This is a genomic window from Paraburkholderia hospita, from assembly GCF_002902965.1.
Taxonomy (GTDB): domain Bacteria; phylum Pseudomonadota; class Gammaproteobacteria; order Burkholderiales; family Burkholderiaceae; genus Paraburkholderia; species Paraburkholderia hospita.
The window spans coordinates 2,721,489-2,747,001 of the sequence record NZ_CP026105.1 but is presented as its reverse complement, the minus strand read 5'-3'; the positions used below and the strand labels follow the sequence as shown (position 1 = coordinate 2,747,001).

Below are 25,513 nucleotides of genomic sequence, written 5' to 3'. Positions count from 1 at the left end.
GCGAGAGAACTGTGATGAAAAAAATGCGTCGAACCAGCGATGAATGAACTGCGTTATTTCTTCACAGCGCTCGGCTACTTTACGCGGGTGCCCGTGCCGCGCTGGGTCGGTTACGAACCGCATTATCTGAACGCGGCGGCGCGTTACTTTCCATTAGTCGGCGCACTCGTCGGCGCAGCGGGCGCAATCGTATACATGGCTGCGTTGCGCATCTTTCCGCCGGGCGTCGCCGTGCTGCTGTCGATGGCAACGACCCTGCTCATCACGGGCGCATTCCATGAAGACGGGCTGGCCGATTGCGTGGATGCGTTCGGCGGCGCCTATACACGCGACGATACGCTGCGCATCATGCATGACTCACGCATCGGCGCATTCGGCGCGATTGCGTTGATGGTCGCGCTTGCATTGAAGTGGCAAGCGCTCGCTGCCTTACCGCCGCTCTACGCGGCATGGCTGATGATCGCGGCGCATGCGGCGAGCCGCGCCTGCGCGATCAGCTACCTCGTCACGCTCGATTACGTGCGGGCGGAAGGCAAGGCCAAACCCGTTGCGCAGCGCATGTCACGCAATGCTTTTGGCTGCGCTATCTTTCTGGGTATGCCGTGGCTCTTCTGGCCGCAGTGGCGTGCCGGTTGCATCGCGCTGCTCGTGCTCGTCGTGTTGCGTTTCATGCTGGGCCGCTATTTCGTCAGACGCATCGGCGGATATACGGGCGATTGCCTTGGCTTTGCGCAGCAGATCTTCGAACTGGCCATCTACCTGGTGGGACTCGCATGGATATCGTTCTGATCCGACACCCGGCTGTTTCCGTACAAGAGGGCGTGTGCTATGGCCAGAGCGACGTGGCGCTCGCCGATCCGCCGGAGGCGTCGGCGGCTGCCGTCGCCGTGCGTCTCGCGACCTTGCAGGTGCCCGCGCCGCGAGTGCTGCTGTCGAGTCCGCTCACGCGCTGCGCAACGGTTGCGACCGCCCTCGCCGCGAACTTTGGGTGCGCGTATAGCATCGACGACAGTCTGAAGGAAATGGACTTCGGCACGTGGGAGTTGCAACGTTGGGACGATATCGATCGCGCGTTGCTCGATGCGTGGGCTGAGGATTTCGAAGGCGCGCGCGCGCATGGCGGCGAAAGCGTCGAGCAGTTCGTGAGCCGCGTGCGCGCGTGGTTCGACGTGTTCCAGCAGACGCGGGAATTGACGCCGGCGTATGTCGTCACGCATGCGGGCGTGATGCGCGTGATCGCGGCGACCGTGCTCGGGTTGTCCGTCGAGCGCTGCCTGACATGGTCGATCGATATGACGGGTTGCGTCTGGTTGCGCCGCGACGATACGAACCTGCAATGGTCGATCGTGCGCTGGAACGCGTGACGTCGTTCAGTGGCCCGCGCGGCGCGAGCGCGCGACGTCGAGGTCTTCGCACAGTTGCGCCGCACCTTGCGCGAGACGCGGCGCGGGGCGATTGATCAGATCACCGTCGATCGCAAACAGGTTGTTGCGCGCCACAGCCGTCATGCCGGGCCATGCTTTCCATTTGTCGAGCGACGGCAGCGGGCGGTCGGGCTGCGTCGCGCCGGGTGCGGCCGTGACGATCGCTTCGGGATTGGCGGCCAGCACCGCTTCCGTCGATACCGTCGGCACCAGCGGTTCGAGCTTCGCAAACACGTTGCGTCCGCCGCATAGCGCGATCACGTCGCTGATCATGTGCTCGCCGTTGAGCGTCATCAACGGCTCGTCCCATACCTGATAGAACACGCTGACGACCGGTTGTGTCGAATAACGCGTGCGCAGCCGCGCGATCTCGTCGCGATAGGTGCGCGCCGCTGCGTCGGCGGATGACGACGTGCCGAGCAGCGTGCCGAGCTTCGTCAGCGATACGGCGATATCGTCGAGTCGATGCGGCTCGCTGAAGTAGAGCGGAATGTGCAACTCGCGCAGGCGGTCGGTCTGCCGCTGCGCATTGCCATGCCGCCACACGACGATCAGATCGGGCTTCAACGCGACGATGCGTTCGAGATCGAGCGACTTGTTGTCGCCGACGCGCGGCACCTGTTTCGCTGCGGGCGGATAGTCGCTGTACGCGACCGCGCCGACGAGCTTCGCGCCGCCGCCCGCTGCGTAAATCATTTCCGTTACGTGCGGCGCGAGGCTGATCACGCGTTGTGCGGGCTGTGCGAGCGTGACGGTCGCGCCCGTGTCGTCGACGACGTCGATGGCCGCATGCGCGTGCGCTGTGATGGCGAGCGTGCAGGTTGCGGTCAGTGCGCGAAGTGATCGGGAAAGTCGCATCGTTCTTATCGCGCCGTCATCGCGTGATGCAGGCAGGTTTCAAGGCGAGTCCACTCGTTTTCCGTTGCAGGCAGGCCGAACCGCACGCTCGCTGGATCGGCGAAGAAGCGTGTCCAGATGCCTTGCCTGGCCAGCGCATCATGCAGTTGCACGGCGCGCGTGTCGGCGATCCATGCGAAGAGCGGCGTCGAACGCACGATGAAGCCGTGCGCCGACAGCAGCGCGACGAGACGGGCGCTTTCCTCTGCAAGCTGCGCGCGCATGTCGTGCTGCCATGCCGTATCGGCGAATGCGGCGCTGACGGCATGACGTGCCGGGCCGCTGACGGTCCATGCACCCAACGTTTCATCGAGCGATTCGAGCAGTGAAGGGCACGCCAGCACGAACCCCGCGCGTACGCCCGCGAGACCAAAAAACTTGCCAGGCGAGCGCAACACGACGAGTCCTTCGCGATACGTTTGCGCAGCAAGCGACCCGGACGGCATCGCATCGGCGAACGCTTCGTCGATGATCAGCGTGCCGCCGCGTTCGCTCAGCGTTTCATGCCATTGCAGCAGCGTCGCGGCGCGCACGTGTTCGGCCGTCGGATTGTTCGGATTGACAACGACGGCATGCGTGACGTCATCGGGCAAGGTAGAACGTGTGACGTCGAGCGTCGTCACGCGATGTCCCGCGCGCGCAAACGCAGGCGCGTATTCGCCATACGTCAGCGGTGCGATGCCGACCGTGCCGTGTCGAAGCAGGTGAGGTAGCGCGCGGATCGCCGCCTGGCTTCCCGCGACAGGCAACACATGCGATGCGTCCGGCGCGCCGTAGTAACGTGCCGCGCGTTCGGCGAAGCCGTCGCCGCTGTCGGGCAGGCGCCGCCATGCATCGGCGGGAACGGGCGGCACCGGGTAGCCGTGCGGATTGATACCCGTCGACAGATCGAGCCACGCGTCGTAAGGGATCTCATAGCGGCGCGCCGCTTCATGAAGATTGCCGCCGTGCTGAATGGTTCGGGTCATCGTCTAGCTCTGAAACGGCACGCTCAGCAGCGCGAGTGCGATGAACATGGCGAGCCACAGGATCACGCTGCGCTCGACCAGTATCAGCGCAGCCTCGATATGCTGCGCGCTTGCCGTGTGGCCCGCGCCGAGCGTCGGACGCTGTTCTATCACGCCGTGATAGACCGCTGCCCCGCCGAGCAGCACATTGAGGCTGCCCGCGCCAGATGCCATCACGGGTCCCGCGTTCGGACTGTCCCAGCGCGGCGCCTGTTCGCGCCAGCATTGCAATGCTGTGCGCGTGTCGCCGAGCAGCGCGTAACTGAGTGCCGTCAGACGCGCGGGCACATAGTTGAGCACGTCGTCGAAACGCGCGGCTGCCCAGCCGAAGCGCAGATAGCGCGGTGTGCGATAACCCCACATCGCATCGAGCGTATTCGCGAGACGGAATGCCAGCGCTCCCGGACCGCCGAAGATCGCAAACCAGAACAGCGCGCCGAAGATCGCATCGTTGCCGTTTTCCAATGCCGATTCGACGGCGGCACGCGACAGCGCGCTTTCGTCCGCATGCGATGTTTCGCGCGACACGATGCGCGCCGTCAACACGCGCGCTTGCGCGAGATCGCGTTTCGCGAGCGCGCGGCCGATCGGCTCGATGTGATCGTGCAAGCTGCGCGCGCCGAGCGCGAAGTAAAGCAGCGCGACATGTAGCGCGCAGGACCAGATCAACGGCAGCGTCAGCACGAGCCACGTGGCGACCAGAACGGGCGGCGCGACGGCAAGCAGCCACGCGAAAATGCCGAACAGCCGGCCGCGCCGGCCCGTGTTCAGGGCGGCTTCGAGTTTCGCTGCGAGCTTGCCGAAGCCGACCAGCGGATGCGCGCGGCGCGGTTCGCCGAGCCATTTGTCGACGGCGACGGCGGCCGTGGCGAGCGTCGCGACAAGCGGCAAGGACAGCAGCATCATGCGCGGCTCGCGGGTTTCAGTTGCAGCGGCAGGCCCGCGACCATCATCGTTGCCTGCGTGCTGACCGCAGCGATGCGTTGGTTGAGACGGCCAAGCTCGTCGACATACAGACGCGTCGCCGCGCCGAGCGGCACGACGCCAAGGCCGATCTCGTTGCTGACGACAATGATCTTCGCGCGCGCCTGCGCGAGCGTCGTTTCGAGCGCGGCGAAACGGTCGAGGTAATCGGCTAGCGGCGGCGAGCCGTCGGCCGGGCAGAGCAGGTTCGCGAGCCACAAGGTCAGGCAGTCGATCAGCACGCAGTGCTCAGGCTGATCGATCGACGCGATGGCTTGCGGCAAATCGAGCGGCGCTTCGAGCAAGGCCCATTGCGCGGGCCGCCGTTCGCGATGACGCGCGACGCGCGCAGCGAACTCGTCGTCGCCAATGCGCGCGGTCGCGACATAGGTCACGGGCAACGCGCTCGCGCTCGCGAGTTGTTCGGCGTGCAGGCTCTTGCCCGAGCGCGCGCCGCCGAGGACGAAGGTGAGGTCGCGGGAAATCATCGCGTGATTGTACCGACAGTGTCGTCGTTCAAGCGCGAGGGCGTGAGTGCGATGGGATAATGCGGGCTTCCTCTCTCACCCTGTTCGCGCACCCTGTGGCTTCCATTCCCGACGCTTCGACTGAACCGCTCGATGTGCCGCGCGGCACGCTAATGATTCAAGGCACGACGTCCGATGCGGGCAAGAGCACGCTCGTCGCCGGTCTGTGCCGTCTCGCGCGGCGCTCGGGTGCGCGGGTCGCGCCGTTCAAGCCGCAGAACATGGCGCTCAACAGCGCAGTGACCGTCGACGGCGGCGAGATCGGCCGCGCGCAGGCATTGCAGGCGGTGGCCGCGGGCATCGACGCGCATACCGATCTCAACCCCGTGCTGCTCAAGCCGACCAGCGACCGCGGCGCGCAGGTGATCATCCACGGCAAGGCGCGCATGAATCTCGATGCGCGCGCGTATCACGACTACAAGCCCGTCGCGTTCGAAGCGGTGCTCGAATCGTATGCGCGGCTGAAGGCGTCGTACGACACGATCTTCGTCGAAGGCGCGGGCAGTCCCGCTGAGATCAATCTGCGCGAGCGCGACATCGCGAACATGGGTTTCGCGGAAGCTGTCGATTGCCCCGTCGTGCTGGTCGCCGATATCGATCGAGGCGGCGTGTTCGCGCATCTGACGGGCACGCTCGCCTGTCTGTCCGAGACCGAGCAGGCACGCGTGCGTGGCTTCGTGATCAACCGCTTTCGTGGCGACGTGAGCCTGTTGCAGCCGGGGCTCGACTGGCTGGAAGCGAAGACGGGCAAGCCCGTGCTCGGCGTCGTGCCGTATCTGCACGGTCTCACGCTCGATGCCGAAGACATGCTGCCGCGCGAATTGCGTGCGTCGAATGAGGATGGTCTGGAGATGCTGCGCGTCGTCGTGCCGGTGCTGCCGCACATCAGCAATCACACGGATTTCGATGCGCTGCGCGCCCATCCGCAAGTCGATTTCCATTACGTGCGTGCGGGCAGCACGCCGCCGCCCGCGGATCTCATCATCCTGCCAGGCTCGAAGAACGTGCAGGGCGATCTGGCGTTTCTGCGCGCACAGGGCTGGGATGACGTGCTGCAACGGCATTTGCGCTACGGCGGGCGGGTGATCGGCATTTGCGGCGGCATGCAGATGCTTGGGCGCGAGGTGGCGGACCCGTATGGCGTCGAAGGGCCGCCCGCGACGGTGGCCGGGCTCGGCTGGCTCGACTTCTCGACGACGCTCACGCGCGAGAAGACGCTCAAGAACGTGACGGGACGCCTCGCCACCGAAGCTGCCGGAATCTCCGGCTATGAGATTCACATGGGCGAGACGCAAGGGCCAGCGCTCGATGCGCCCGCGCTGCTGCTCGCCGACGAGACAGGCGGCCTGCGCCCCGACGGCGCCCGTTCCGCCGACGGCCAGATTCTCGCGACCTACGTACATGGTCTGTTCGACACGCCCGCCGCGTGCGCGTCGCTGCTCGCGTGGGCGGGGTTGAGGGAAGCCGAGGCGATCGACTATCCGGCGCTGCGCGAGGCGTCGCTGGAGCGCCTCGCCGATACGCTCGCCGAACATCTCGATCTGAAGCGCTTGTGGGCGGCCGTTGGTTGATTCGTTCTCAACAGGAATTAATCTAAGCCACCAGAGCGATTTTTCCTACGCATGGGTTCGAATAAAGTCCGTTCCATCGACGGCGCATTCCGCGCGGTCAAACCCGATCCCAAGGAACCGACATGAACCCGACCGTCGACAGCAAACCCGAGCTTGCCGCCACGATCCTGCGCGTCGCGCTAGCCGTGTTGTATCTTGCGCACAGCCTGCAGAAGATCTTCGTCTTCACGCTGCCGGGCACGGCGCAATTCTTCCAGTCGATCGGTTATCCTGGCTGGCTCGGCTATCTGACGGCCTTCGTCGAGCTGGCCGGCGGCATCGCGCTGTTGCTCGGCGTGCAGGTCCGCTGGGTCGCGCTGGTGCTGCTGCCGTTCATGCTCGGCGCGCTGTCGGTGCATCTGCCGAACGGCTGGGGCTTCGCGTCGCCGCATGGCGGCTGGGAGTATCCGGCGTTCTGGGCGGTCACGCTCATCGTGCAGTCGCTGCTCGGCAATGGCCTGTATGCAGTGGGCGGCGTGAAGGCGGCATCGATTGGTCAGGCGCGCAAGGCGGCTTGATCTCGCAGCAGACGGCTGAAGCAGCAACGCCAGCCTGCAGTTGAAACGGCGCGCGGGCATTCCTGCCTCGCGCCGTTTTGTCATTTCAACGCCTCGGCGCTCAGTACAAGACAATCTGCGTACAGCGAAACAGCGCCATCGTCTTGCCGTCGGGCGCCGTCACAGTCGCGTCCCACACCTGCGTGCTGCGGCCCAGATGCACAGCCTTCGCGACGGCGCGGATCGTTCCTTCCGTCGAAGTCCCGAGGAAGTTGCTCTTCAGCTCGATCGTCGTGAAATTGCGCGCGTTGTCGGGCAGATGCGCGAGGCACGCGTAGCCGCAGGCGGTATCGGCGAGACCGATCACGGTGGCCGCGTGCAGGAAGCCGTTCGGCGCGAGCAGCTCGCTGCGCACGGTCAGCTCGGCCGTCAGCGCGCCTTCTTCAAGGCCTGTGACGTGCACGCCCAGCAAGCCCGGCAGCGAGCCTTTCTGGCGTTCGTGAAGCCGGTCGATCGTGTATTCGCTGCGAAGTTTGCTCATGGTCATGATTCTCGAAAAAAGGGGATGGAAGCGTCCCTCAGGCGCGTAGGGACTTCGGCCTGACGGGTTTTGCCGATATTATCAACGGCTGGAACCAATCGGCCATGCCGCGTGCACAGGCAACGGAACGGCACGAACCGTCGCCGCGAGCCGCAACGCGCGGGCGGGCCGGAAGTCGAGCGGCAAACCGGCTGGCCAGCGCCAGCCATCTTCCCGGGAGAATTCATGACGGTGATCGTGGTGGCGAATCCAAAAGGCGGCGTGGGCAAGAGCACGCTGTCGACCAATCTGGCTGGCTATTTCGCGGCCGAAGGCCAATGGGTCGCGCTCGCCGACCTCGACCGGCAGCAGTCCGCGCACGCATGGCTGGATTTGCGTCCGGAAACCCTGCCGGCCATCGAAACCTGGGAGGTCGACCCCGATGCCCCGGCAAAGCCGCCCAAAGGCCTCGAGCAGGCCGTGATCGACACGCCCGCCGGACTGCACGGCAACCGGCTGAACCTCGCGTTGTCGCTGGCGGACAAGGTGATCGTGCCGCTGCAACCGTCCATCTTCGATATTCTCGCGACCAAGGAATTTCTCGAACGCCTCGCCAAAGAGAAAGCCGTGCGCAAGGGCGCAATCGAAATCGGCGTGGTCGGCATGCGGGTGGATGCGCGCACCAAGTCGGCGGACCAGCTGCATCGCTTCGTCGAAGGGCTCGATCTGCCCGTGCTCGGCTATCTGCGCGACACGCAGAACTACGTGCAGCTCGCGGCGCACGGCCTGACGCTGTGGGACGTCGCGAAGAGCCGTGTCGAAAAGGATCTGGAGCAGTGGGCGTCGATCACGTCGTGGGTCGACGGGAAGGCCGCGCACGGGAAGGGCGGCGGCAAAAAAGACTAAAGGCGCTCGTCGCAAGCGCCTTTAGTGATGTCGTGCAGATGATTCAGGCAGCGGAGCGATCAGCTCCAGCTTTGCGTCGGCACGTGGTCGCGGCTGCCCTTGATCACGTTGTTTTCGTCGACGAACACCAGATCCGGCTTCCAGCCCGCCTTCAATTCTTCTTCGTCGACGTTCGCGAACGCCGCGATGATCACCAGATCGCCCAGTTGCGCGCGCCGCGCCGCCGAGCCGTTCAGCGAGATCATGCCGCTGCCGCGCTCGCCCTTGATCGCGTACGTCGAAAAGCGCTCGCCGTTGTTGATGTTCCAGATATCGATGCGCTCGTTTTCGACGATGTTCGCCGCTTCGAGCAGGTTCTCGTCGATCGCGCACGAGCCTTCGTAGTGCAGTTCGCAGTGCGTGACGACTGCGCGGTGAATCTTCGACTTCAGCATGTTGCGTTGCATGGCTAATCCTTCTGGCCGTCAGATTTCGAGGTTGTCGATCAGGCGCGTCGCGCCGAGCTTCGCGGCGGCGAGCACGACGAGAGGCGCGTCCAGCTCGTGCGCGGCGGGCGCGACGAGGTTCGAACGCTTGCGGATCGCGATGTAGTCCGGCTTCCAGCCGCGCGCAGCCAGCGACGCCACGGCTTCCTGCTCCAGCTTCGCAAAGTCGCGATTGCCCGACAGCACGCCTTCGCGCACGCGCGCGAGCGCGACGGCGAGCATCGGCGCCTCGGCGCGCTCGGCCTCCGTCAGAAAGCGGTTGCGCGAGCTGAGCGCGAGGCCGTCGGCATCTCGGACGGTTTCGGCGGCGATGATGTCGCACGGCAGCGCGAACTGCTCGGTCATCGCGCGCACGATCATCAACTGCTGGTAATCCTTCTTGCCGAACACGGCGACGCGCGGCTGCACGCACGACATCAGCTTCATCACGACCGTGCACACGCCCGTGAAGAAGCCGGGGCGGAACTCGCCTTCGAGGATGTCGCCGAGATCGTGCGGCGGATGCACGCGGTATTCCTGCGGCTGCGGGTACATGTCCCGTTCCGTCGGCGCGAACAGCACGTAGACGTTTTCCTTCTGCAGCTTGTCGATGTCGGCCTGGAGCGTGCGCGGATACTTGTCGAAGTCTTCGTTCGGTCCGAACTGCAGGCGGTTCACGAAGATGCTCGCCACCACCGGGTCGCCGTGCTGGCGCGCGAGGCGCATCAGCGACAGATGGCCCTCGTGCAGGTTGCCCATCGTCGGCACGAAGGCGGTGCGGTTCTGGCCGCGCAACTGGTCGCGCAATTCCTGGATCGAGCTGATGACTTTCATGATCGGGCGATGTTGTGAGTCACGCCGACCGCCGGCAGGCGGCAGCGAGGCTCGCGGTTGTCTCGTTCACGCGACGGTGCGCGCAGTGTCGGGAAATCCATGTGAAGCCCGGCGCAGGCCGTCCGGTAGGCTGGCTTCGAGCGCGGGATTGTAGTGGATTTATTGTCGTGCTGCACCGAGTTTGGGCGGCGGGGTAAACGCCTGGAATCCCGGATATTGGAACGCAACGCGGGCTGGGTAAGCCACGCGAGGCCACGCGGTACGGCGTCCGGAAAGCTTCGTTTCGGTTCCGTGAACGGCTGCGACAGCGGGAAGAAGGCGTGCTGCAATGACGTCCCCGCGCGCGGCCGGCAGCCTGTCAGGCCGGCAGATAGGCCAGCCGCACGTAAATCGGCGCGAACGGCTCGGCTTGCGTGATCTCGATCAACGATTCACGCGACAGTTCGAGCATCGCGATGAAGTTCACGACGACGACGGGTACGCCGCGCGTCGTGTCGAACAGTTCGGAAAACTCCATGAAGCGTGCGCCCTGCAGCCTGCGCAGGATCACGCTCATGTGCTCGCGCACGGACAGCTCTTCGCGCGAAATCCTGTGATGCTGGACGAGCTTCGCGCGCTTGATCACGTCGGCCCACGCGGAGCGCAGGTCGTCCGTGTTTACGTCCGGGAAGCGTGGCGTGATGCTTTGCTCGATATACACCTCGGCGCGCAGGAAATCGCGTCCGAGTTGCGGCAACTGGTCCAGACGCTGCGCGGCGAGCTTCATCTGCTCGTATTCGAGCAGACGGCGGACCAGTTCGGCGCGCGGGTCTTCCGCTTCATCGCCCGTGTCCGCTTTCTTCACGGGCAGCAGCATGCGCGACTTGATCTCGATGAGCATCGCGGCCATCAGCAGATATTCGGCGGCGAGTTCGAGATTGGTCTTGCGCAACTGTTCGACATAGCCGAGATACTGGTTCGTGACTTCGGCCATCGGAATGTCGAGCACGTTGAAGTTCTGCTTGCGGATCAGGTACAGCAGCAGATCCAGCGGGCCTTCGAACGTCTCCAGAAAGACTTCGAGCGCGTCGGGCGGGATGTAGAGATCCTGCGGCAGCTTGAAGAGCGGCTCGCCGTACAGGCGAGCGAAAGCGATGCCGTCGACGGTGTTGGGCGTCGAGTCGGTAGCGGGCGCGGCGAGCGCTGCGTCGGACTGTCCCGAAGCGGCGCGGGCCTCGTCGGCGATGGTCACTTAGAAGTTCTGGTAGTAGACGTACGAGTTCTGCTTCACGCGTGCTTCCTGATTGGCTGCGCGCTCGTCGAGGTCGATCGGCTGCTTGTCCCACAGCAGCGAGCGGCCGCGGCGCTGCTCCTCTTCCAGGGTGGGCTTTTGCGACTTCAGTTGATTCAGGAACTGCGTGATATCCGATTGATACATGGCTCGACGTCCGTGAATGAAGATGACGGCGCCCCGACGTGCTGATGACGCGGGGCCGCTCGTGCAGGACAGGATTTTACCGCAAGCTCGCCAACGCCAAGCGAAAAGTCGGCGGAACCTGGCGGAACCGTGGGCGGCCGGCGGCGTCCAAGGCGGGCGCTCGTTGCACAGTGCCGCCGCAGGGCCACTGGCAGCGCCCGTGGCCGCGGCGTATCCCGTAAATGGCGCTGCGCCGCCGATGTGTTCAAATAGCGCTCGTTCCCCCTGCGCCCAGGCGGGCCGGGTGTCGGCATTCTTCAACAATGGTCAATAAGAGCCGGAGGTCGCGTTTGGCGGGGTGGGCCATCGAGCGGTCGCGCAAGCATCGCAACGAAAGCACCGTGACAGGCCGTCACGCGATGCAGCGCGCGTCGTTTGCGGCGATGCTGCTGCGCGCATGTCTGTCGTGCGGGTTCTGCGTGCTGCTGCTCGGCACGACGCACGCCCATGCCGCGCGCGCCAAGCCGACTTACGAGGTCGACGTGGAAGCGGAGCCGCGTTCGTTGCGCAAGCTGCTCGAAGAGCATCTGGACATTTCCCGATTCGCGAAGCGCGAGGACATCAGCCCCGAGCAATTCGACTTTCTCGTGACGGCGACGCCGCAGCAGGTGCGCGATCTGACGTCGACGCAAGGCTATTTCACGCCCGTCGTGCGAACCGACGTGCGCACCATCGACGACAAAAAGGTCGTGCGCGTCTCCGTCGATCCCGGACCGCGCACGACCATTTCTTCGATTTCACTGTCGTTTCGCGGCCCGGTGCTGACGGAAGACCCCGAGCAGGAAAACAAGACGCGCTTTGCGTTCTCGCTGCACGAGGGCGAACCGTTCACGCAGACGGACTGGGACGACGCGAAGGGCGCGTCGCTCAAGGCGCTGCAGTCGCGCCGCTATCTGGGCGCGAAAATCTCGCGCTCGGAAGCGCGGATCGATCCGCGCACGCACGACGCGAAGCTGTCCGTCACCTTCGACAGCGGCCCCACGTTCACGATGGGCAAGCTGGACGTCGAGGGCACGCGGCGCTATCCGGAACGTATCGTCAGGAACGTCAATCCGATCTCGCCGGGCGAAGTCTACGATGTCCAGCGCGTGACCGAGCTGCAGCGCCAGTTGCAGAACACGCCGTACTACGCGAGCGTCGCGATCGATGTCGGCAACGACACGGAAAAGCCGCTCGATACCCCCTTGCACGTGAAGGTCAGCGAGTTTCCGTACAACAGCGTGCGCGGCGGCGTCGGCTATTCGACGGACACGGGCGCGCATGTGCAGGGCTCGTATTCGTATCTCGACACGTTCGGCGCGGCCTGGCCGTTTACCGTCGCTGGCCGGCTCGACCAGATCCAGCAGTACGGCCAGGTGAGCCTTGCGATGCCGCCGGGCCTGCGCGGCTGGACCAACAGCGCGCTCGTGTCGTACACCAGCACCAACGTGTCCGACACGCGCATCTACAGCTTGCGCGCGGGCGTGCAGCGCACGCGGACGTCGCAGTACATCGACTACGCGTACTCGCTGCTCTACTACCAGGACAGGCTGGACCAGAATACCCAGGCGCCGACCACGAGCCGCGCGCTCGTGCCCGGATGGTCATGGACGCGCCGCAATACCGACGACCCTCTGTTTCCGCGCTCTGGCAACCTGATCCACGTCGAGGCGGGCTTCGCGGTCAAGGGCGTGGCGACCGACCAGACCTTCATTCGCGGCTATGCGCGCGGCCAGCAATACGTGCCCGTCGGCGCGCGGGACCTCGTCCTGTTTCGCGCGGAGCTGGGCGGCGTGTTCACGAGCGGGCCGTCGAGCGGCGTGCCCGCGTCGCTGCTGTTCCGCGCGGGCGGCTCGAACTCGGTGCGCGGCTACGGGTATCAGAGCATCGGTAATAACGTCGGCGGCTCGATTCTGCCGACCAAGTACCTCGTGACGGCCACTTCCGAATATCAGCACTGGTTCAACCGCGACTGGGGCGCGGCCGCGTTCTTCGACATCGGCACGGCCACCGACGCGTGGGACGAGAAAGTCTTCTATCCGGGCGTCGGCCTGGGCGCGCGATGGCGCAGCCCCGTCGGCCCGGTCAACATCGATCTCGCGTACGGCACGCGCAACCGCAGCGTGCGGCCGTATCTGACGCTCGGTATCGCGTTCTGACATCACACTGAATCGACGGCACTTTTTGAGCATGACGACGGACCCATCCGAGAACCCATCCGACCATCCGTCCGGCGGCGCACCGCCTGGCGGAGAGCCGCCGGGCGGCGATCCGCGGGGCGGCCCTCCGCCGCGCGGTCCGGACGGTTCGGACACGCCGCCGCCGAGGAAGCGGCGGCGTTTGTGGAAAAAGATCGCATGGGCGATCACCGTGCCGGCGGTGCTCGTTGCGCTGGTGGGCGGGCTGCTGTACGGCGTGGTCGTCACCGAGCGCGGCACCGCGTACGTGTGGCAGACAGCCGTGAAGCTGCTGCACGGCCAGCTCGAAGGCAAGCTCGACGGCGGCGCGATCGCGACGGGGCTGCATCTGCGCGACGTGCGCTGGCGCAGCTTCGACGGCAGCGGCACCGACATTCGCGTTGACCGCATCGACGGGAAATGGGCGCTGTCCGACAAGCCGTGGCGTTTCGTCGTCGATTATCTGCATATCGGCACCGTCGATGCGCGCATCGCGCCGTCCACGTCGAAGTCCGAACCGATGAGTCTGCCAAAGGATCTGCGTCTGCCGCTGCAACTGGCCGTGCGCGATCTGAGCGTCGAGAAGCTGATCCTGCACGAGGGCGCATCCACCTCGGAATACGCGCGGCTGCTGTTTCATGGGCGCAGCGACGGGCGTCATCACGAGGCGTCCGTCGATCGACTCGACACACCGTTCGGCGCGGTGACGGCAGCGGCGAAGCTCGACGGCGTGCGGCCGTTTCCGCTGACGGGCGACGCCGGCTATTCGGGCAAGGTCAACGACGAAGCCGTCCAGGTGCGCGCGCATCTGTCTGGGTCGCTCGAAACGCTGATTGCCGAACTCGACGCATCGGGGATGAAGCTGACGGGCCACGCGCGCGTCGAAGCGACGCCGTTCGCGGAGGTGCCGCTGCAGCGCGCGACGCTGGTCTTCGATCACGTCAATCCGCAAGCCTTCGCGCCTGGCGCGCCGCTGGCCGATCTCGCCGTGCGCGCGGAATTGCAGCCGGTGCAGCGGGACGCGGCAGGGCGTGTGGTGCCGGCGAGTGGGGCGAGCGTGGCGAGTGCCGTGGCTGCTGCGAGCACGGTCACGGCGGCGAGTTCGGCAGGTTCGGCAAGCGCGGTGAAATCTGCGCGTGCGGCCAGTTCGGCGAGCTCGGCGAAATCTGCGCGTGCAGCCAGTTCGGCCAGTTCGCCGAGACCAGGCCGCGCGGCAAGTTCCGCAGTCCTCGCAAGTGCAGCGAGCGCGGCAAGCGGACCGCCGGCGGCCTCTCAGGCGCAAGCCGACGCCGCCCATCGTTCGCCGGGCTTTGCGGTGCAAGGCCAGGTGTCGATCGTGAACGCGAAGCCCGGCTCGATCGACGCGCATCTGCTGCCGCTGATCGACGCGCGCGCCGACGTGCAGCTCGACGCCAAGGCGCAGCGCATTTCGAACCTCAACGTGCGTCTGGTCAAGGAAGCGACCGTCACGGGCGGCGGCGCGCTGATGGGCAAGCGCGGCCAGTTCGACCTGAAGGTCGCGAAGCTCGATCTGAACGCATTGCAGGCGAGCGTGCGGCCGACGCAGTTCGCCGGCCCCGTGTCGATCCGGCTGAACGACGACGTGCAGAGCGTCACGCTCGATCTGAACGATCCGAAGGCGGCGCTGCGCGTGCAGGGCAAGGTCACGCTCGATCCCGCGCGCACCAGTTTCAACGACGTGCGCCTGAGTTCAGGCAAAGGACGCATCGACCTGAACGGCGCGATCAAGCGTGACGCCAGTTCCACCTATAACCTGAAGGCGACGCTGACGGACTTCGATCCGCTGTCGCTGACGACGCAAACGCCGTCGCGCGCGGCGGCGCCAGCCAGTACCAGCGGCTCAGGCACGGGCAAAGGCAAGCGCGCCCCGGTGAGCACGCCGAAAGCGCCCGTGAAGGCACCCGCGTCGCGCAAGATCGAAGCGCGCGTGAACGGCACGCTGACGGCGGCGGGCTTGCTCGCACCAACCTTCACGACAAAAGCCGAGTTCCGTCTCGGCGAAAGCGTCTACGACGGCCTGCCGATGACAGGCAGCGGCACCATCCAGCTAGCCGGCTCGCGGATTCTGCCGAGCCGCGCGAATCTGTCGGTGGCGGGCAATCAGGTCGATCTGCAGGGCAGCTTCGGCGCGCGCGGCGACCGGCTGCGCTTTCATATCGACGCGCCGGAGTTGGAGCGACTGGGCTTCGGTCTCGCCGGCCTCGTCGCGGCGCAGGGCGACGTGACGGGCACTTTCGAGCATCCGAATGTCGCGCTCGACTACAAGGCCGACAGCGTCGTGTTCGGTGCGAACAAGGTCGGGCACGCCGAAGGTCACGCCGAACTGCGCGACGGCGCGAACGGCGCGATGGTCTTCACGACGGACGCGCGCAATATCAGCACGGCGGGCGTCGAACTGAACACGTTCACCGCGCACCTGAACGGCACGCGCGCGAAGCACACGCTCGACGCCGCCGCGACGGGCACGCTGCAAGGCCGGCCGCTCGATCTCGCCGTGGCCGCGAACGGCAAGCTCACCGACGCGCGCGACGGCACGCACTGGGACGGCACCGTCACGCGCCTGTCGAACAAGGGCACACCCGCACTGAACATGGAGACGCCGTTGACCGTCAGCGCGGGCGGCCAGCGCGTGACGCTCGGCCCGACGCGGTTCACGCTGGAAGGCTCGGTGCTCGACCTGAAGTCGTTTGCGCTCGATCACGGGCGCATCAAGTCGGCGGGTACGCTGACGGGCGTGTCGGTGGCGCGCATGCTCGAACTGCGCCAGGAATTCACAGGCGTGCCGTCGACCTTGAAGACGGACCTCGTGTTCGACGGCAACTGGGACTTTGCGCTCGGCGAAACGGCGACGGGCCATATCGAGCTGAAGCGGCGCGGCGGCGACATCACGATCGAAGTGGGACGCGGCTTCGCGCCGCTCGGCATCACCGACGTCAATGCGCGTGCGGACTTCAGCGGCGGCAATCAGCTGAACGCGACCGTGCATGCGCAGGCGAGCCGCATCGGCGTGGTCGACGCGGCGGCGCATACGACGCTTGCGCCACGCGACGGCGTGCTGATGGTCAACGACGAAGGGCCGCTGTCGGGCTCGATCAACGCGAACGTGCCGTCGCTGAAGACGACGGGCGGGCTGTTCGGGCCGAGCTATCTGCTCGACGGCCATCTGGCGCTGAAGCTCGCGCTCGGCGGCACGGTTGCGAAGCCGAATCTGTCGGGATCGCTGGTTGGCGACGGGCTGTCCGCGACGCTCGTCGATCTCGGCGTGCAGTTGAAGGACGGCGTGGTGCGCATCGCGCTGTCCGAGAATCTCGTCGATTTTCAGCAGGTCGAGTTCCACGGTGCGACGGGCACGCTGCGCGCAACGGGCCGCGTGCGGCTGGATAACACCGAGCCCGATCTGACGGCGAGCATCGTCGCCGATCAGCTCGAACTGTTCGCGTCGCCGGACCGGCAACTGACGATGTCGGGCAGCGCGAGCGTCGCCAACGCGGGCACGCAGGGCGGGCTGGCGATCAACGGCAAGTTCGTCATCGATCACGCGCTGTTCGACATGCCCGACAAGTCCGAGCCGCGACTGGGCGACGACGTCGTGGTGGTGCGTCCGGATGGATCGGTGGCGAGCGGCAAGCCGCAGGAAGTCGGCAATTCGAATAAGCCCGTCGGCGCGTTTGCGCCGCGCGCGAACATCGATATCGATCTCGGCCAGAAATTCCGCTTCCGCGGCCAGGGCGCGGATGTCGGCCTGCGCGGCACGATCACGGCGCTGTCCGCGCCGAATCTGCCGCTGCGGGCAGTGGGCAATGTGCGCGTGACGGAAGGTTCGACCTATATCGCGTTCGGCCGCAAGCTTGGCATCGAGAATGGCTTCTTCACGTTCAACGGACCGGTTGCGAACCCGGGCATCAATATTCTCGCGATGCGCCGCAACCAGCAGGTCGAAGCGGGCGTGCAGGTGACGGGCACGATCCAGTCGCCCGTCGCGAAGCTGGTGTCGGAGCCGAACGTGCCGGACAACGAAAAACTGTCGTGGCTGCTGTTCGGACACGGCACCGATCAGGGCAACAACGTCGGCCAGCAAAGCACAATGACGACGGCGCTTGCGCTGCTCGGCAGCGCGAGCGGCAAGCGCATCGCGCAGGAGTTCGGGCTCGACGAGTTCTCGATCGGACGAAGCGAAGTGGGGCTGACCGATCCGCAGGTCGTGATGGTGTCGAAGGCGATGAGCGAATGGCTCGTGATCGGCTACGAACAGGGTTTGCAGTCGGCGAGCAACGCGATCAAGGCGACGGTGAACCTGACGCGTTACTGGTCGGTGGCCGTGTATGGCGGCACGTTCCAGGGGATGGATCTGCAATACACGCGGCGCTTCGACCGGCTGCGGTGGTGATAAAAAAACCGGCGGGGCGGCGAGCGCCCGGCCGGTTTTTGGCTGGAAAACGGAGGCGACGTGCTACGTCGCCTTCACGTGGTCAGGTTTGAGTCTGCAACTTCACATAGCCCTGCGCCTGTGCGTTCACGAGCGCCAGCACATTCCGGCCAAACGCTTCGGGCCGTCCTTCGAAAATCCGTTCGACGGCTTTCGTCTCGATCATCTTGCGGCGCAGCGCTTCGCGCTCCTCATGCTGGGTGGCGAGCCGCACGGCTGCGCGCACGTATTCGTCGACGGAATGCGCGGTCAGCCAGTCGGGCATGCCCGTGCGTCCGAACAGACCGCTGTCGATATGCTCGAAGACCTCGCGGCCGCACAGATTGACGCCGGGCAAGCCGAGCGTGAACGCATCGACGATGCCGTTGGTGTTGCCGAACGGGAACGGGCTCACGAACATGTCCATCAGGTTGATCACCTTCAGATAGGCCGGATAGCTCATCCCGCCGTACACCATGACGTTTTCGAGCGGCAGCGCGGCCTCGACCAGACGGCGCACGTACGCGATATCGAGACCTTCGGCCCAGGACGTCATGAAATGGAAGCCCACCGGGATGCCGGCTGTTTCGATGATGCGACGGCACGCGTCGAGAAAGCGCGGATTCAGCTTCATTGCGCTCGCCGTCACGGCGATATTGATGAACTCGCCGCGCTTGGGGAGGCTCGGCGTGACGTCGGTGAGCAGTTTGGAGGGCACATACGGCTGACCATCTTTCGGCAATTGCATCAGCTTTTCGCTGAAGCACGCGGGATCGCCGACGAAGTCTTCCTCGACGCTCACGTAGTCGATACATTCGGCGTGCATCGTCGAGGGGTGGCCGAGCGCGGCGATCTGCAGCGGCGCGACACGCACGTTCGTCATGAACACCGTATGCGGGAACATGCCGACGCTCGGCATGTACAGCACGGCCGCCTGATTCTCGAGTGCGAAATCGCGCACCTGCCGGACGATCTCGCCGACATATTCGGGATGTTCGAACGGAACGAAGCGGTCGAACACCGCGCGTCCCGCTTCGTCCACGTGCTGCGCTTCGCCGAACGCGACGACTTCGAAGCGCTCGCGCGCGGCGAGCATCGTGCGCGAATGCGTGCGATAGATCGAGTGGCCGCCGTTGAACCATTCGAGCACAACGACCATCAACGGTTTGCGCTCGCCGCGCGTTGCCGCCGCTTCGGGCGTTGCAACGCGGCCGACTTCGGCTTCGTGCTCGAGCAGGCCGAGCGTGCCCAGCTTCTTGCGCACCAGACGGCTGATGCCGCGCTTGATCGCGTGCCGGTTCGGCAAGTCCGAATAGCTGCAGTGCATATACGCGCCGCAGACGGCCGGCCCGGCCAGATCGTCGAGATCTTCGATGGTTTCGAGGGCCTCTGGCAGCCATTCGATCAGACGTTCGCGCTTGGCGTGCGCCGCGGGAGAAATCACCACGGCCGAACTGACGACCGACATGCCGAGGCTCGTTGCCAGCACGGGATCGCTCTTTGCCAGGTCGGCGAGATCGATGTCGTATTCAGATTCCACGGTGTACAGCACGATCTGCTTTCTGATCAGCGCTTTCGCGACGTCGGCGGCAGGCGCTTCGCCGGCGTCGGCGAGCAGCGCGCGCAGAATGTGGTCCGTGTTGCCATACGCCGACGCGACGAACAGCATATTGAGGAAATGCCGGGCGGAGAAAAGCTGGTTGAACTGCTTTTCGTTCAGCTGGAATTGCGGATCGGAGAGGAGAGCGGTGATCGCGTGGGTGATGCGTTGCAGCGTCCGCGCGCCTTCTTCGCTGGCGGGTTTGGTGGGGTCGGCGAGCGCCAGTTCGACGCCCGGCAGTCGGCTGCGGTTCGAGGCCAACGTGTTGAACAACACGATCAACTCTTCATTCGCGGCGTCGTGATCGCGCGCAGCAACGAGGGATTCGAACCGGTCGAGGGAGAATTCAGTGCTCATGTCAATGCTCTGTGGAAGCGGCTCGGATTGCGCGAGCGCGTCATGTTCAATGGAAGGCGGAAGGCGCGGCGGCGTGGCTGATGCATCCACCGTGAAGCGCGTGCCGCCTGCGTAAGAGGCCGGCGGCGCACGTCTCATAAAGCGATCTCGATTTTCGAAGAATTCGCTGTGGATGAATCTAGGAGCAGTCTTATTTTGAGAAAGGAACCCGCTGCAAAAGCGTGGTCGTATGGGCGAAAAAAAAGCACGTCGGGAGACGTGCTTTTTGCGTGGGCGCGGGGACCGCGCCGGAAGAAGCCTGCTTCGGCGTTACTTGACGCGCATGCCGGGCTTCGCGCCGCTGTCCGGTTCGAGCACATAGATGCCCGGTTCGGCCTTTTCGTCAGCCGCCGATGCCGCGAGCACCATGCCTTCCGACAGCCCGAACTTCATCTTGCGCGGCGCGAGGTTCGCGACCATCACCGTAAGCTTGCCGACCAGTTGTTCCGGCTGATACGCCGACTTGATGCCCGAGAACACGTTGCGCGTCTTCTCTTCGCCGACGTCGAGGGTGAGTTGCAGCAGCTTGTCCGAACCCTCGACCGCGCGGCAGTCGACGATCTTCGCGATGCGCAGATCGATCTTCGCGAAATCGTCGATCGAGATGATGCCGCTGTCGTCGGGCTTCGCCTGCGCGTCGCCGTGCGCGGCCGCTGTCGCTTTCGCGTGCGCCTTGGCTTTGGTTTTTGCATCGGCGGCTTGGGCTTCGGGCGACGCAGTCGGCTGCAGCGAGCCGCGGTTGGCGGCGAGCAGCGCGTCGATCTGTTTCGGGTCGACGCGCGTCATCAGATGCTTGTACGCGTTGATCGCGCGCGCCGAGCTCAGCGGCGTATTCGCGTGCGACCACGTCAGCGGCTCGATGCCGAGGAACGATTCGGCCGCTTCGATGACCTTCGGCAGCACGGGCTTGAGCGCCAGCGACAGCAGCCGGAACGCTTCGAGCGACACGCTGCACGTCTCGTGCAGCGCGACGGCATTGGCCGGGTCCTTCGCCTGATCCCATGGCTTGGCCGTATCGACGTACGCGTTGACGGCGTCTGCGAGCTCCATCGTCTGACGCAGCGCGCGGCCGTAGTCGCGTGCTTCGTAGTGCGCGGCGATCTGCGGAATCGCCGTGCGCAGCGACGCGAGCAGCGGATGCTGCATCGCGCTGTCCTGCACGCGGCCGTCGAAGCGCTTGATCAGAAAGCCCGCCGCGCGGCTCGCGATGTTCACGTACTTGCCGACGAGGTCGCTGTTCACGCGCGCCTGGAAGTCCTCGAGGTTCAGGTCGATGTCTTCCATCGTGCTGTTCAGCTTGGCCGCGAAGTAGTAGCGCAGCCATTCCGGGTTCATGCCCGTTTCGATCACGCTGTTGGCCGTGATGAAGGTGCCGCGCGACTTCGACATTTTCGCGCCGTCGACGGTCAGAAAGCCGTGCGCGAACACGTTGGTCGGCGTGCGATGGCCCGAGAATTCGAGCATCGCCGGCCAGAACAGCGTGTGGAAATACAGGATGTCCTTGCCGATGAAGTGATACTGCTCGGTCGTCGAGCCCTTCTGCACCCACGCGTCGAAATCGAGGCCGCGCTTCTCCGCCAGATTGCGGAAGCTCGCGTAGTAGCCGACGGGCGCGTCCAGCCACACGTAGAAGTACTTGCCCGGCGCACCGGGAATCTCGAAGCCGAAGTAGGGCGCGTCGCGCGAGATGTCCCAGTCGGCGAGCTTTGCTTCGCCTGCATCGCCGAGCCATTCGCGCATCTTGTTGGTCGCTTCCTGCTGCGCGAGGCCGCCGACCCAGCCGCGCAGGAAATTCTCGCAGCGCGGATCGGACAGCTTGAAGAAGTAGTGCGTCGAGGTCTTCTTGATGGGCGTCGCGCCCGACACGACGGAATACGGGTTGATCAGCTCGGTCGGCTGATAGGTCGAGCCGCACACTTCGCAGTTGTCGCCGTACTGGTCCTTCGCGTGGCACTTCGGGCACTCGCCCTTGATAAAGCGGTCCGGCAGGAACATTTCCTTGACGGGGTCGTACGCCTGCTCGATGTCGCGCGCTTCGATCAGACCGGCCGCCTGGAGCGACGTGTAGATCGACTCGGACAGCACGCGGTTTTCCTCGGAATCCGTCGAGTAGTAGTTGTCGAACGAAATGCCGAAGTTGTCGAAGTCGCGCTTGTGCTCCTGCCACACGCGTTCGATCAGCTGCTTCGGCGTGATGCCTTCCTGCTCAGCCTTCAGCATGATCGGGGTGCCGTGCGTGTCGTCGGCGCCGACGTAGTAGACCTCGTGCCCGTGCATTCGCAGCGCGCGGACCCAGATGTCCGTCTGGATATATTCGACCAGATGGCCGATATGGATTTGCCCATTCGCGTACGGCAGGGCAGACGTGACGAGGATCTGGCGGTGGCCCTTCGGCGCGCCGGCGGCGGTGAGGTCCGCGGATTGAACCGCGGTGGCGTCGGTTGCTGACATGTGGGTTCTATGGACTGGCGGAAGGTACGGGCGGCCGTCACGACGTTTCGGCGTCAGCGGACGGCGCTGTGCCCAGGACCACATGGGCGGGGTGTCCGCTCATGCAGCTCGGGTGTCGAACGCGGCTTCGCGGACTCTCGTCGCGCGCGGAACCGGCCCGAATCGTCGATTTTACCAGTGTGAACTGTTAGCGGCAGCGCGTGGGGAAGGATGGCGCCGGGCTTGCCCGCGATGCGAGGAAGAATGGGGAGGCATCGCCTGCGGAAAGAACGCCAGGAGTTGGCGAAAGGCGGGCAAAAGACGGGCAAAAAAAACCGGGGCTACAGGCCCCGGAGCAACAACGACAAGAGGAGAATGGTGACGCGGCGGCATCGCCGCACACGTACCGTAAAGACAGACCGTGGAATTTCACAAGAGTTCGAAAAATTTTTCGATCAGCTTGTGAGACGCGCCTGAAGTTCGCCTCGACGCACTTGGCGAACTGGCAGGCGGATTCCTGGTCTGGTCTGTCCTTCCCCGAAAAAAAACTTATTGCGCGTGCTGCGCCATCGCGCGCAGGTAGATTTCCACGCGGCGGTTCTGCGCGCGGCCTGCTTCCGTGTTGTTGTCGGCGATCGGCTGGTTTGCGCCCATGCCCGAAGCCCCGAGGCGCTGCTGCGCGACGCCGTCTTGCGCGAGCTGATTCACGACGCTTTGCGCGCGGTTGACGGAGAGCGTCTGGTTGTACGCCGGCTGGCCGGTGCTGTCCGTGTGGCCTACGACTTGCGCGACGACTTCCGGGTTCTGGTTCAGCGTTTGCGCAACCTGCGTCAGCACGGGAGCGAACGACGGCTTGATCGCGTAGCTGTTCGTGTCGAACGTGACCGAGCTCGGGATGTTCAGCTTCAGCGAGCCGTCCGGCTGCTCGGTGATCTGCGTGCCCGTGCCCTTCGTCGCGCCCGACAGCTTGTTCTTGATGTTCTGCCAGTTGTAGCCGGTGACGCCGCCGACAGCCGCGCCAACGCCCGCGCCGATCGCCGCGCCCTTGCCGCCGCCGAAGATCGCACCGAGTGCGGCGCCCGTGCCTGCGCCGACGCCCGTGCCGACGGCCGTATCCGTGCCTTGCTGGGTCGCGCAGCCGCCGAGCAGCGCACCGACGACAGCCAGTGCCGACAGACGGGTCATAATTTTTGCATTCATTCTGGTTCCTCTCTTCAATTAAACGGTCGACAGTTGCAAGGGCTCGCGAACCGTGCCGACAGCCGGAAAGGGTCTTCCGGCAGGCCCATGCGCCAGCCACTACAATGACGACTGAGCAGGTGACGATTCGGCCCTATTGCAAAACTTGCGCGGCAAGCGTGCCAATGAGACAGGTTTTAGGCAATGCCGGCTAACAATTTCTTTCAATATTTCAGGCGTGTGGCGCAGATTTCGATCGCGTACCGCGCCATGCGTTCCCACGGAGACTCAATGAGCATCGATCGGGCTTTGGTAGACGCGGCCCTCGCGGCCATCACCGACCCCAACACCCAGCGGCCCTTCGCGGCAGCGAAGAACTTCAAGAACGTCAACGTCGATGGTGCCACGGTCAGCGTCGACGTGGTACTCGGCTATCCGGCCAGGCGTCAGTTCGAAGCGATCCGCGCGCTCGTCGAGAACGCGCTGCGCGCGGTGCCTGGCGTCGAATCGGCGCGCGTGCAAGTGTCGCAGGACATCGCTGCGCATACCGTGCAGCGCGGCGTCAAACTGTTGCCGAACGTGAAGAACATCGTCGCGGTTGCGTCGGGCAAAGGTGGTGTCGGCAAGAGCACGACGGCCGTGAACCTTGCGCTTGCGCTGGCGAGCGAGGGCGCGTCGGTGGGCATTCTGGATGCCGACATCTACGGCCCGTCGCTGCCGATGATGCTCGGCATCGAAGGCCGCCCCGAGTCGCCCGACGGCCAGTCGATGAACCCGATGACGGGCCACGGCGTGCAGGCGAACTCGATCGGCTTTCTGGTCGAACAGGACAACCCGATGGTGTGGCGCGGCCCGATGGCCACGTCCGCGCTCGAGCAGCTGCTGCGGCAGACCAACTGGAAAGATCTCGACTACCTGATCGTCGACATGCCGCCAGGCACGGGCGACATCCAGCTCACGCTGTCGCAGCGCGTGCCCGTGACGGGTGCCGTGATCGTCACGACGCCGCAGGACATTGCGCTGCTCGATGCGAAGAAGGGCTTGAAGATGTTCGAGAAGGTGGGCATTCCGATTCTCGGCATCGTCGAGAACATGGGCATGCATATCTGCTCGAACTGCGGCCACGAAGAGCATATCTTCGGCACGGGCGGGGCGGAGCGGATGTCGAAGGAATATGGCGTCGACGTGCTCGGCAGCCTGCCGCTCGATATCGCGATCCGCGAACAGGCCGACTCGGGCACGCCGACGGTGGCCGCGGATCCGGACGGCCGCATCGCGGAGATCTATCGGACGATTGCACGCAAGGTCGCGATTCATATCGCCGAGCGTTCGCGCGACATGAGTTCGAAGTTCCCGACCATCGTCGTGCAGAACACATAAGGCGCGAAACGCCCGTCTGGTCGGCGCGGCGCAATTGGACAACTCGCCGAACAACGCTCCGAAGAACTCTTCAGGGAGCGGGTAGAAAGGGGTCTGAATGCGACCCCGCTCGCGGTATCATGTCGGCTTCATCAGGTCCGGCAACGCGGTCGCGGGGGCGGCCGGCGCTCGACAAGAGGATCGCATGAGAAAACGAATCGGCGGCGAGGCGATCAAGACCATCGTCGTCCTGGCTGCGACCAGCGCCCTGCTGTCAGGGTGCATGGGCTTCCTGAAGCCACAGGAGAAACGCGCTGACGCGCAATTGCTGCCGACGCTGGGCAACCAGACGCGCGGCATGGTCACGTTCATCGAGCGTTCGGACGGTGTTCAGGTTACCTACAACCTCACGGGCTTGCCGCCGAACAGCGATCACGCGCTGCAGGTGCACGAACGCGGCGATTGCAATTCCGCCGACGGCGCCGGCGCGGGCGCCGTGTTCGCGCCCGCTGCGGAGCGTCTGAAGTCGGGCTCGCGCGTCGAGGGCGATCTCGGCAATATCCACGCGGACGCGGCGGGCGTGGCGGCGGGCTTCATCGTCGCGCCGGATGTCTCGCTCGACGGCGTGCGTTCGGTGCTGCAGCGCGCCGTGCTGGTCCACCGCGAAGCGTCCGATCCCTACGCGTATCCGGAACACGGCGCCGGCCCCGCGCTCGCGTGCGGGCTGATCCGCCAGTAAGCGGGCCCGTTCACCCGACGCAGTTCGTATTGCATCGCCACCGTCTTTTGTCCGCCAATCGTTTGCGCGGTATGCAAACGCCCGTTCTTCCGTCTGTTTCCGCTTCAATTCCTGCCGTTATCC

21 protein-coding genes are annotated in these 25,513 nt (G+C 65.1%); 9 read left to right on the top strand and 12 right to left on the bottom strand.

The features are described 5' to 3' along the window. The first annotated feature begins 39 nt into the window (after positions 1 to 39). Together C2L64_RS12405 and cobC are read left to right on the top strand one after the other, a co-directional pair. On the top strand, positions 40 to 789 hold the full coding sequence (locus C2L64_RS12405; RefSeq protein ID WP_007588572.1) for an adenosylcobinamide-GDP ribazoletransferase: 750 nt from the start codon (positions 40 to 42) through the stop codon (positions 787 to 789). Then, positions 774 to 1,364, top strand: coding sequence for an alpha-ribazole phosphatase (gene cobC, locus C2L64_RS12400; RefSeq protein ID WP_007588573.1), 591 nt, complete (start codon positions 774 to 776; stop codon positions 1,362 to 1,364). Before C2L64_RS12405 ends, cobC begins: the two co-directional genes overlap by 16 nt. A gap of 6 nt (positions 1,365 to 1,370) precedes the next feature. Here cobC and C2L64_RS12395 read toward each other — a convergent pair whose 3' ends face one another. The 4 genes from C2L64_RS12395 to cobU are packed head-to-tail and all read right to left on the bottom strand — an operon-like array spanning position 1,371 to position 4,779. After that, the gene (locus tag C2L64_RS12395) at positions 1,371 to 2,282 is read right to left on the bottom strand and encodes a cobalamin-binding protein (RefSeq protein WP_007588574.1); all 912 of its coding nucleotides are present in this window, start codon (positions 2,280 to 2,282) and stop codon (positions 1,371 to 1,373) included. A 5-nt stretch (positions 2,283 to 2,287) separates the two neighbouring features. After that, entirely contained in the window at positions 2,288 to 3,289 is a 1,002-nt protein-coding gene (gene cobD, locus C2L64_RS12390; RefSeq protein ID WP_007588575.1) for a threonine-phosphate decarboxylase CobD, read from the bottom strand. Between the two features lie 3 nt (positions 3,290 to 3,292). Beyond that, positions 3,293 to 4,234 carry an adenosylcobinamide-phosphate synthase CbiB gene (gene cbiB / locus C2L64_RS12385; RefSeq protein WP_007588577.1) on the bottom strand — a complete coding sequence of 314 codons (942 nt, stop codon included), beginning with the start codon at positions 4,232 to 4,234 and terminating at the stop codon, positions 3,293 to 3,295. Further along, positions 4,231 to 4,779, bottom strand: a complete 549-nt coding sequence (gene cobU / locus C2L64_RS12380; RefSeq protein ID WP_007588578.1) for a bifunctional adenosylcobinamide kinase/adenosylcobinamide-phosphate guanylyltransferase — start codon at positions 4,777 to 4,779, stop codon at positions 4,231 to 4,233. Before cobU ends, cbiB begins: the two co-directional genes overlap by 4 nt. Before the next feature lie 152 nt (positions 4,780 to 4,931). On the opposite strand from cobU, the gene C2L64_RS12375 reads away from it, so the two are divergent. Together C2L64_RS12375 and C2L64_RS12370 are read left to right on the top strand one after the other, a co-directional pair. Further along, positions 4,932 to 6,389 (top strand): cobyric acid synthase, encoded by a 1,458-nt coding sequence (locus C2L64_RS12375; RefSeq protein WP_007588579.1) that lies wholly within the window; start codon positions 4,932 to 4,934, stop codon positions 6,387 to 6,389. Positions 6,390 to 6,511: 122 nt separating this feature from the next. Next, positions 6,512 to 6,946, top strand: a complete 435-nt coding sequence (locus C2L64_RS12370) for a DoxX family protein (protein WP_007588581.1) — start codon at positions 6,512 to 6,514, stop codon at positions 6,944 to 6,946. Positions 6,947 to 7,046: 100 nt separating this feature from the next. Here the strand turns inward: C2L64_RS12370 and C2L64_RS12365 are convergent, their stop codons facing one another. Further along, the gene (locus tag C2L64_RS12365) at positions 7,047 to 7,466 is read right to left on the bottom strand and encodes a PaaI family thioesterase (RefSeq protein WP_007588585.1); all 420 of its coding nucleotides are present in this window, start codon (positions 7,464 to 7,466) and stop codon (positions 7,047 to 7,049) included. Between the two features lie 225 nt (positions 7,467 to 7,691). Between C2L64_RS12365 and C2L64_RS12360 the strand changes: the two genes are divergently transcribed. Next, the gene (locus C2L64_RS12360; RefSeq protein WP_007588586.1) at positions 7,692 to 8,351 is read left to right on the top strand and encodes a ParA family protein; all 660 of its coding nucleotides are present in this window, start codon (positions 7,692 to 7,694) and stop codon (positions 8,349 to 8,351) included. 59 nt (positions 8,352 to 8,410) lie between these two features. Here the strand turns inward: C2L64_RS12360 and panD are convergent, their stop codons facing one another. From panD to C2L64_RS12340, 4 genes are all read right to left on the bottom strand, one after another. Further along, positions 8,411 to 8,797, bottom strand: a complete 387-nt coding sequence (gene panD, locus C2L64_RS12355; RefSeq protein ID WP_007588587.1) for an aspartate 1-decarboxylase — start codon at positions 8,795 to 8,797, stop codon at positions 8,411 to 8,413. Between the two features lie 18 nt (positions 8,798 to 8,815). Then, positions 8,816 to 9,649, bottom strand: a complete 834-nt coding sequence (gene panC, locus C2L64_RS12350) for a pantoate--beta-alanine ligase (protein WP_007588588.1) — start codon at positions 9,647 to 9,649, stop codon at positions 8,816 to 8,818. Between the two features lie 358 nt (positions 9,650 to 10,007). Next, positions 10,008 to 10,880, bottom strand: a complete 873-nt coding sequence (locus C2L64_RS12345) for a segregation and condensation protein A (protein WP_007588591.1) — start codon at positions 10,878 to 10,880, stop codon at positions 10,008 to 10,010. After that, entirely contained in the window at positions 10,881 to 11,066 is a 186-nt protein-coding gene (locus C2L64_RS12340) for a DUF3460 family protein (RefSeq protein ID WP_007588593.1), read from the bottom strand. A gap of 329 nt (positions 11,067 to 11,395) precedes the next feature. Here C2L64_RS12340 and C2L64_RS12335 point away from each other — a divergent pair, with 329 nt between their 5' ends. Further along, positions 11,396 to 13,243, top strand: a complete 1,848-nt coding sequence (locus C2L64_RS12335) for an autotransporter assembly complex protein TamA (protein WP_007588594.1) — start codon at positions 11,396 to 11,398, stop codon at positions 13,241 to 13,243. A gap of 31 nt (positions 13,244 to 13,274) precedes the next feature. Further along, on the top strand, positions 13,275 to 17,669 hold the full coding sequence (locus C2L64_RS12330; RefSeq protein WP_007588595.1) for a translocation/assembly module TamB domain-containing protein: 4,395 nt from the start codon (positions 13,275 to 13,277) through the stop codon (positions 17,667 to 17,669). An 82-nt stretch (positions 17,670 to 17,751) separates the two neighbouring features. Here the strand turns inward: C2L64_RS12330 and C2L64_RS12325 are convergent, their stop codons facing one another. From C2L64_RS12325 to C2L64_RS12315, 3 genes are all read right to left on the bottom strand, one after another. Next, a complete protein-coding gene (locus tag C2L64_RS12325; RefSeq protein WP_238554762.1) occupies positions 17,752 to 19,644 on the bottom strand; it encodes an adhesin in 1,893 nt (630 codons plus the stop codon). Between the two features lie 309 nt (positions 19,645 to 19,953). Next, positions 19,954 to 22,134 (bottom strand): methionine--tRNA ligase, encoded by a 2,181-nt coding sequence (gene metG / locus C2L64_RS12320; RefSeq protein ID WP_007588597.1) that lies wholly within the window; start codon positions 22,132 to 22,134, stop codon positions 19,954 to 19,956. A 528-nt stretch (positions 22,135 to 22,662) separates the two neighbouring features. Next, positions 22,663 to 23,313 carry an OmpA family protein gene (locus C2L64_RS12315; RefSeq protein ID WP_007588598.1) on the bottom strand — a complete coding sequence of 217 codons (651 nt, stop codon included), beginning with the start codon at positions 23,311 to 23,313 and terminating at the stop codon, positions 22,663 to 22,665. A gap of 270 nt (positions 23,314 to 23,583) precedes the next feature. On the opposite strand from C2L64_RS12315, the gene apbC reads away from it, so the two are divergent. Both apbC and C2L64_RS12305 read left to right on the top strand, forming a co-directional pair. Then, complete coding sequence (apbC, locus tag C2L64_RS12310; protein WP_007588599.1) at positions 23,584 to 24,672, top strand: iron-sulfur cluster carrier protein ApbC; 1,089 nt, start codon at positions 23,584 to 23,586, stop codon at positions 24,670 to 24,672. A gap of 184 nt (positions 24,673 to 24,856) precedes the next feature. Then, positions 24,857 to 25,390 carry a superoxide dismutase family protein gene (locus C2L64_RS12305; protein WP_007588600.1) on the top strand — a complete coding sequence of 178 codons (534 nt, stop codon included), beginning with the start codon at positions 24,857 to 24,859 and terminating at the stop codon, positions 25,388 to 25,390. Positions 25,391 to 25,513: the final 123 nt, after the last annotated feature.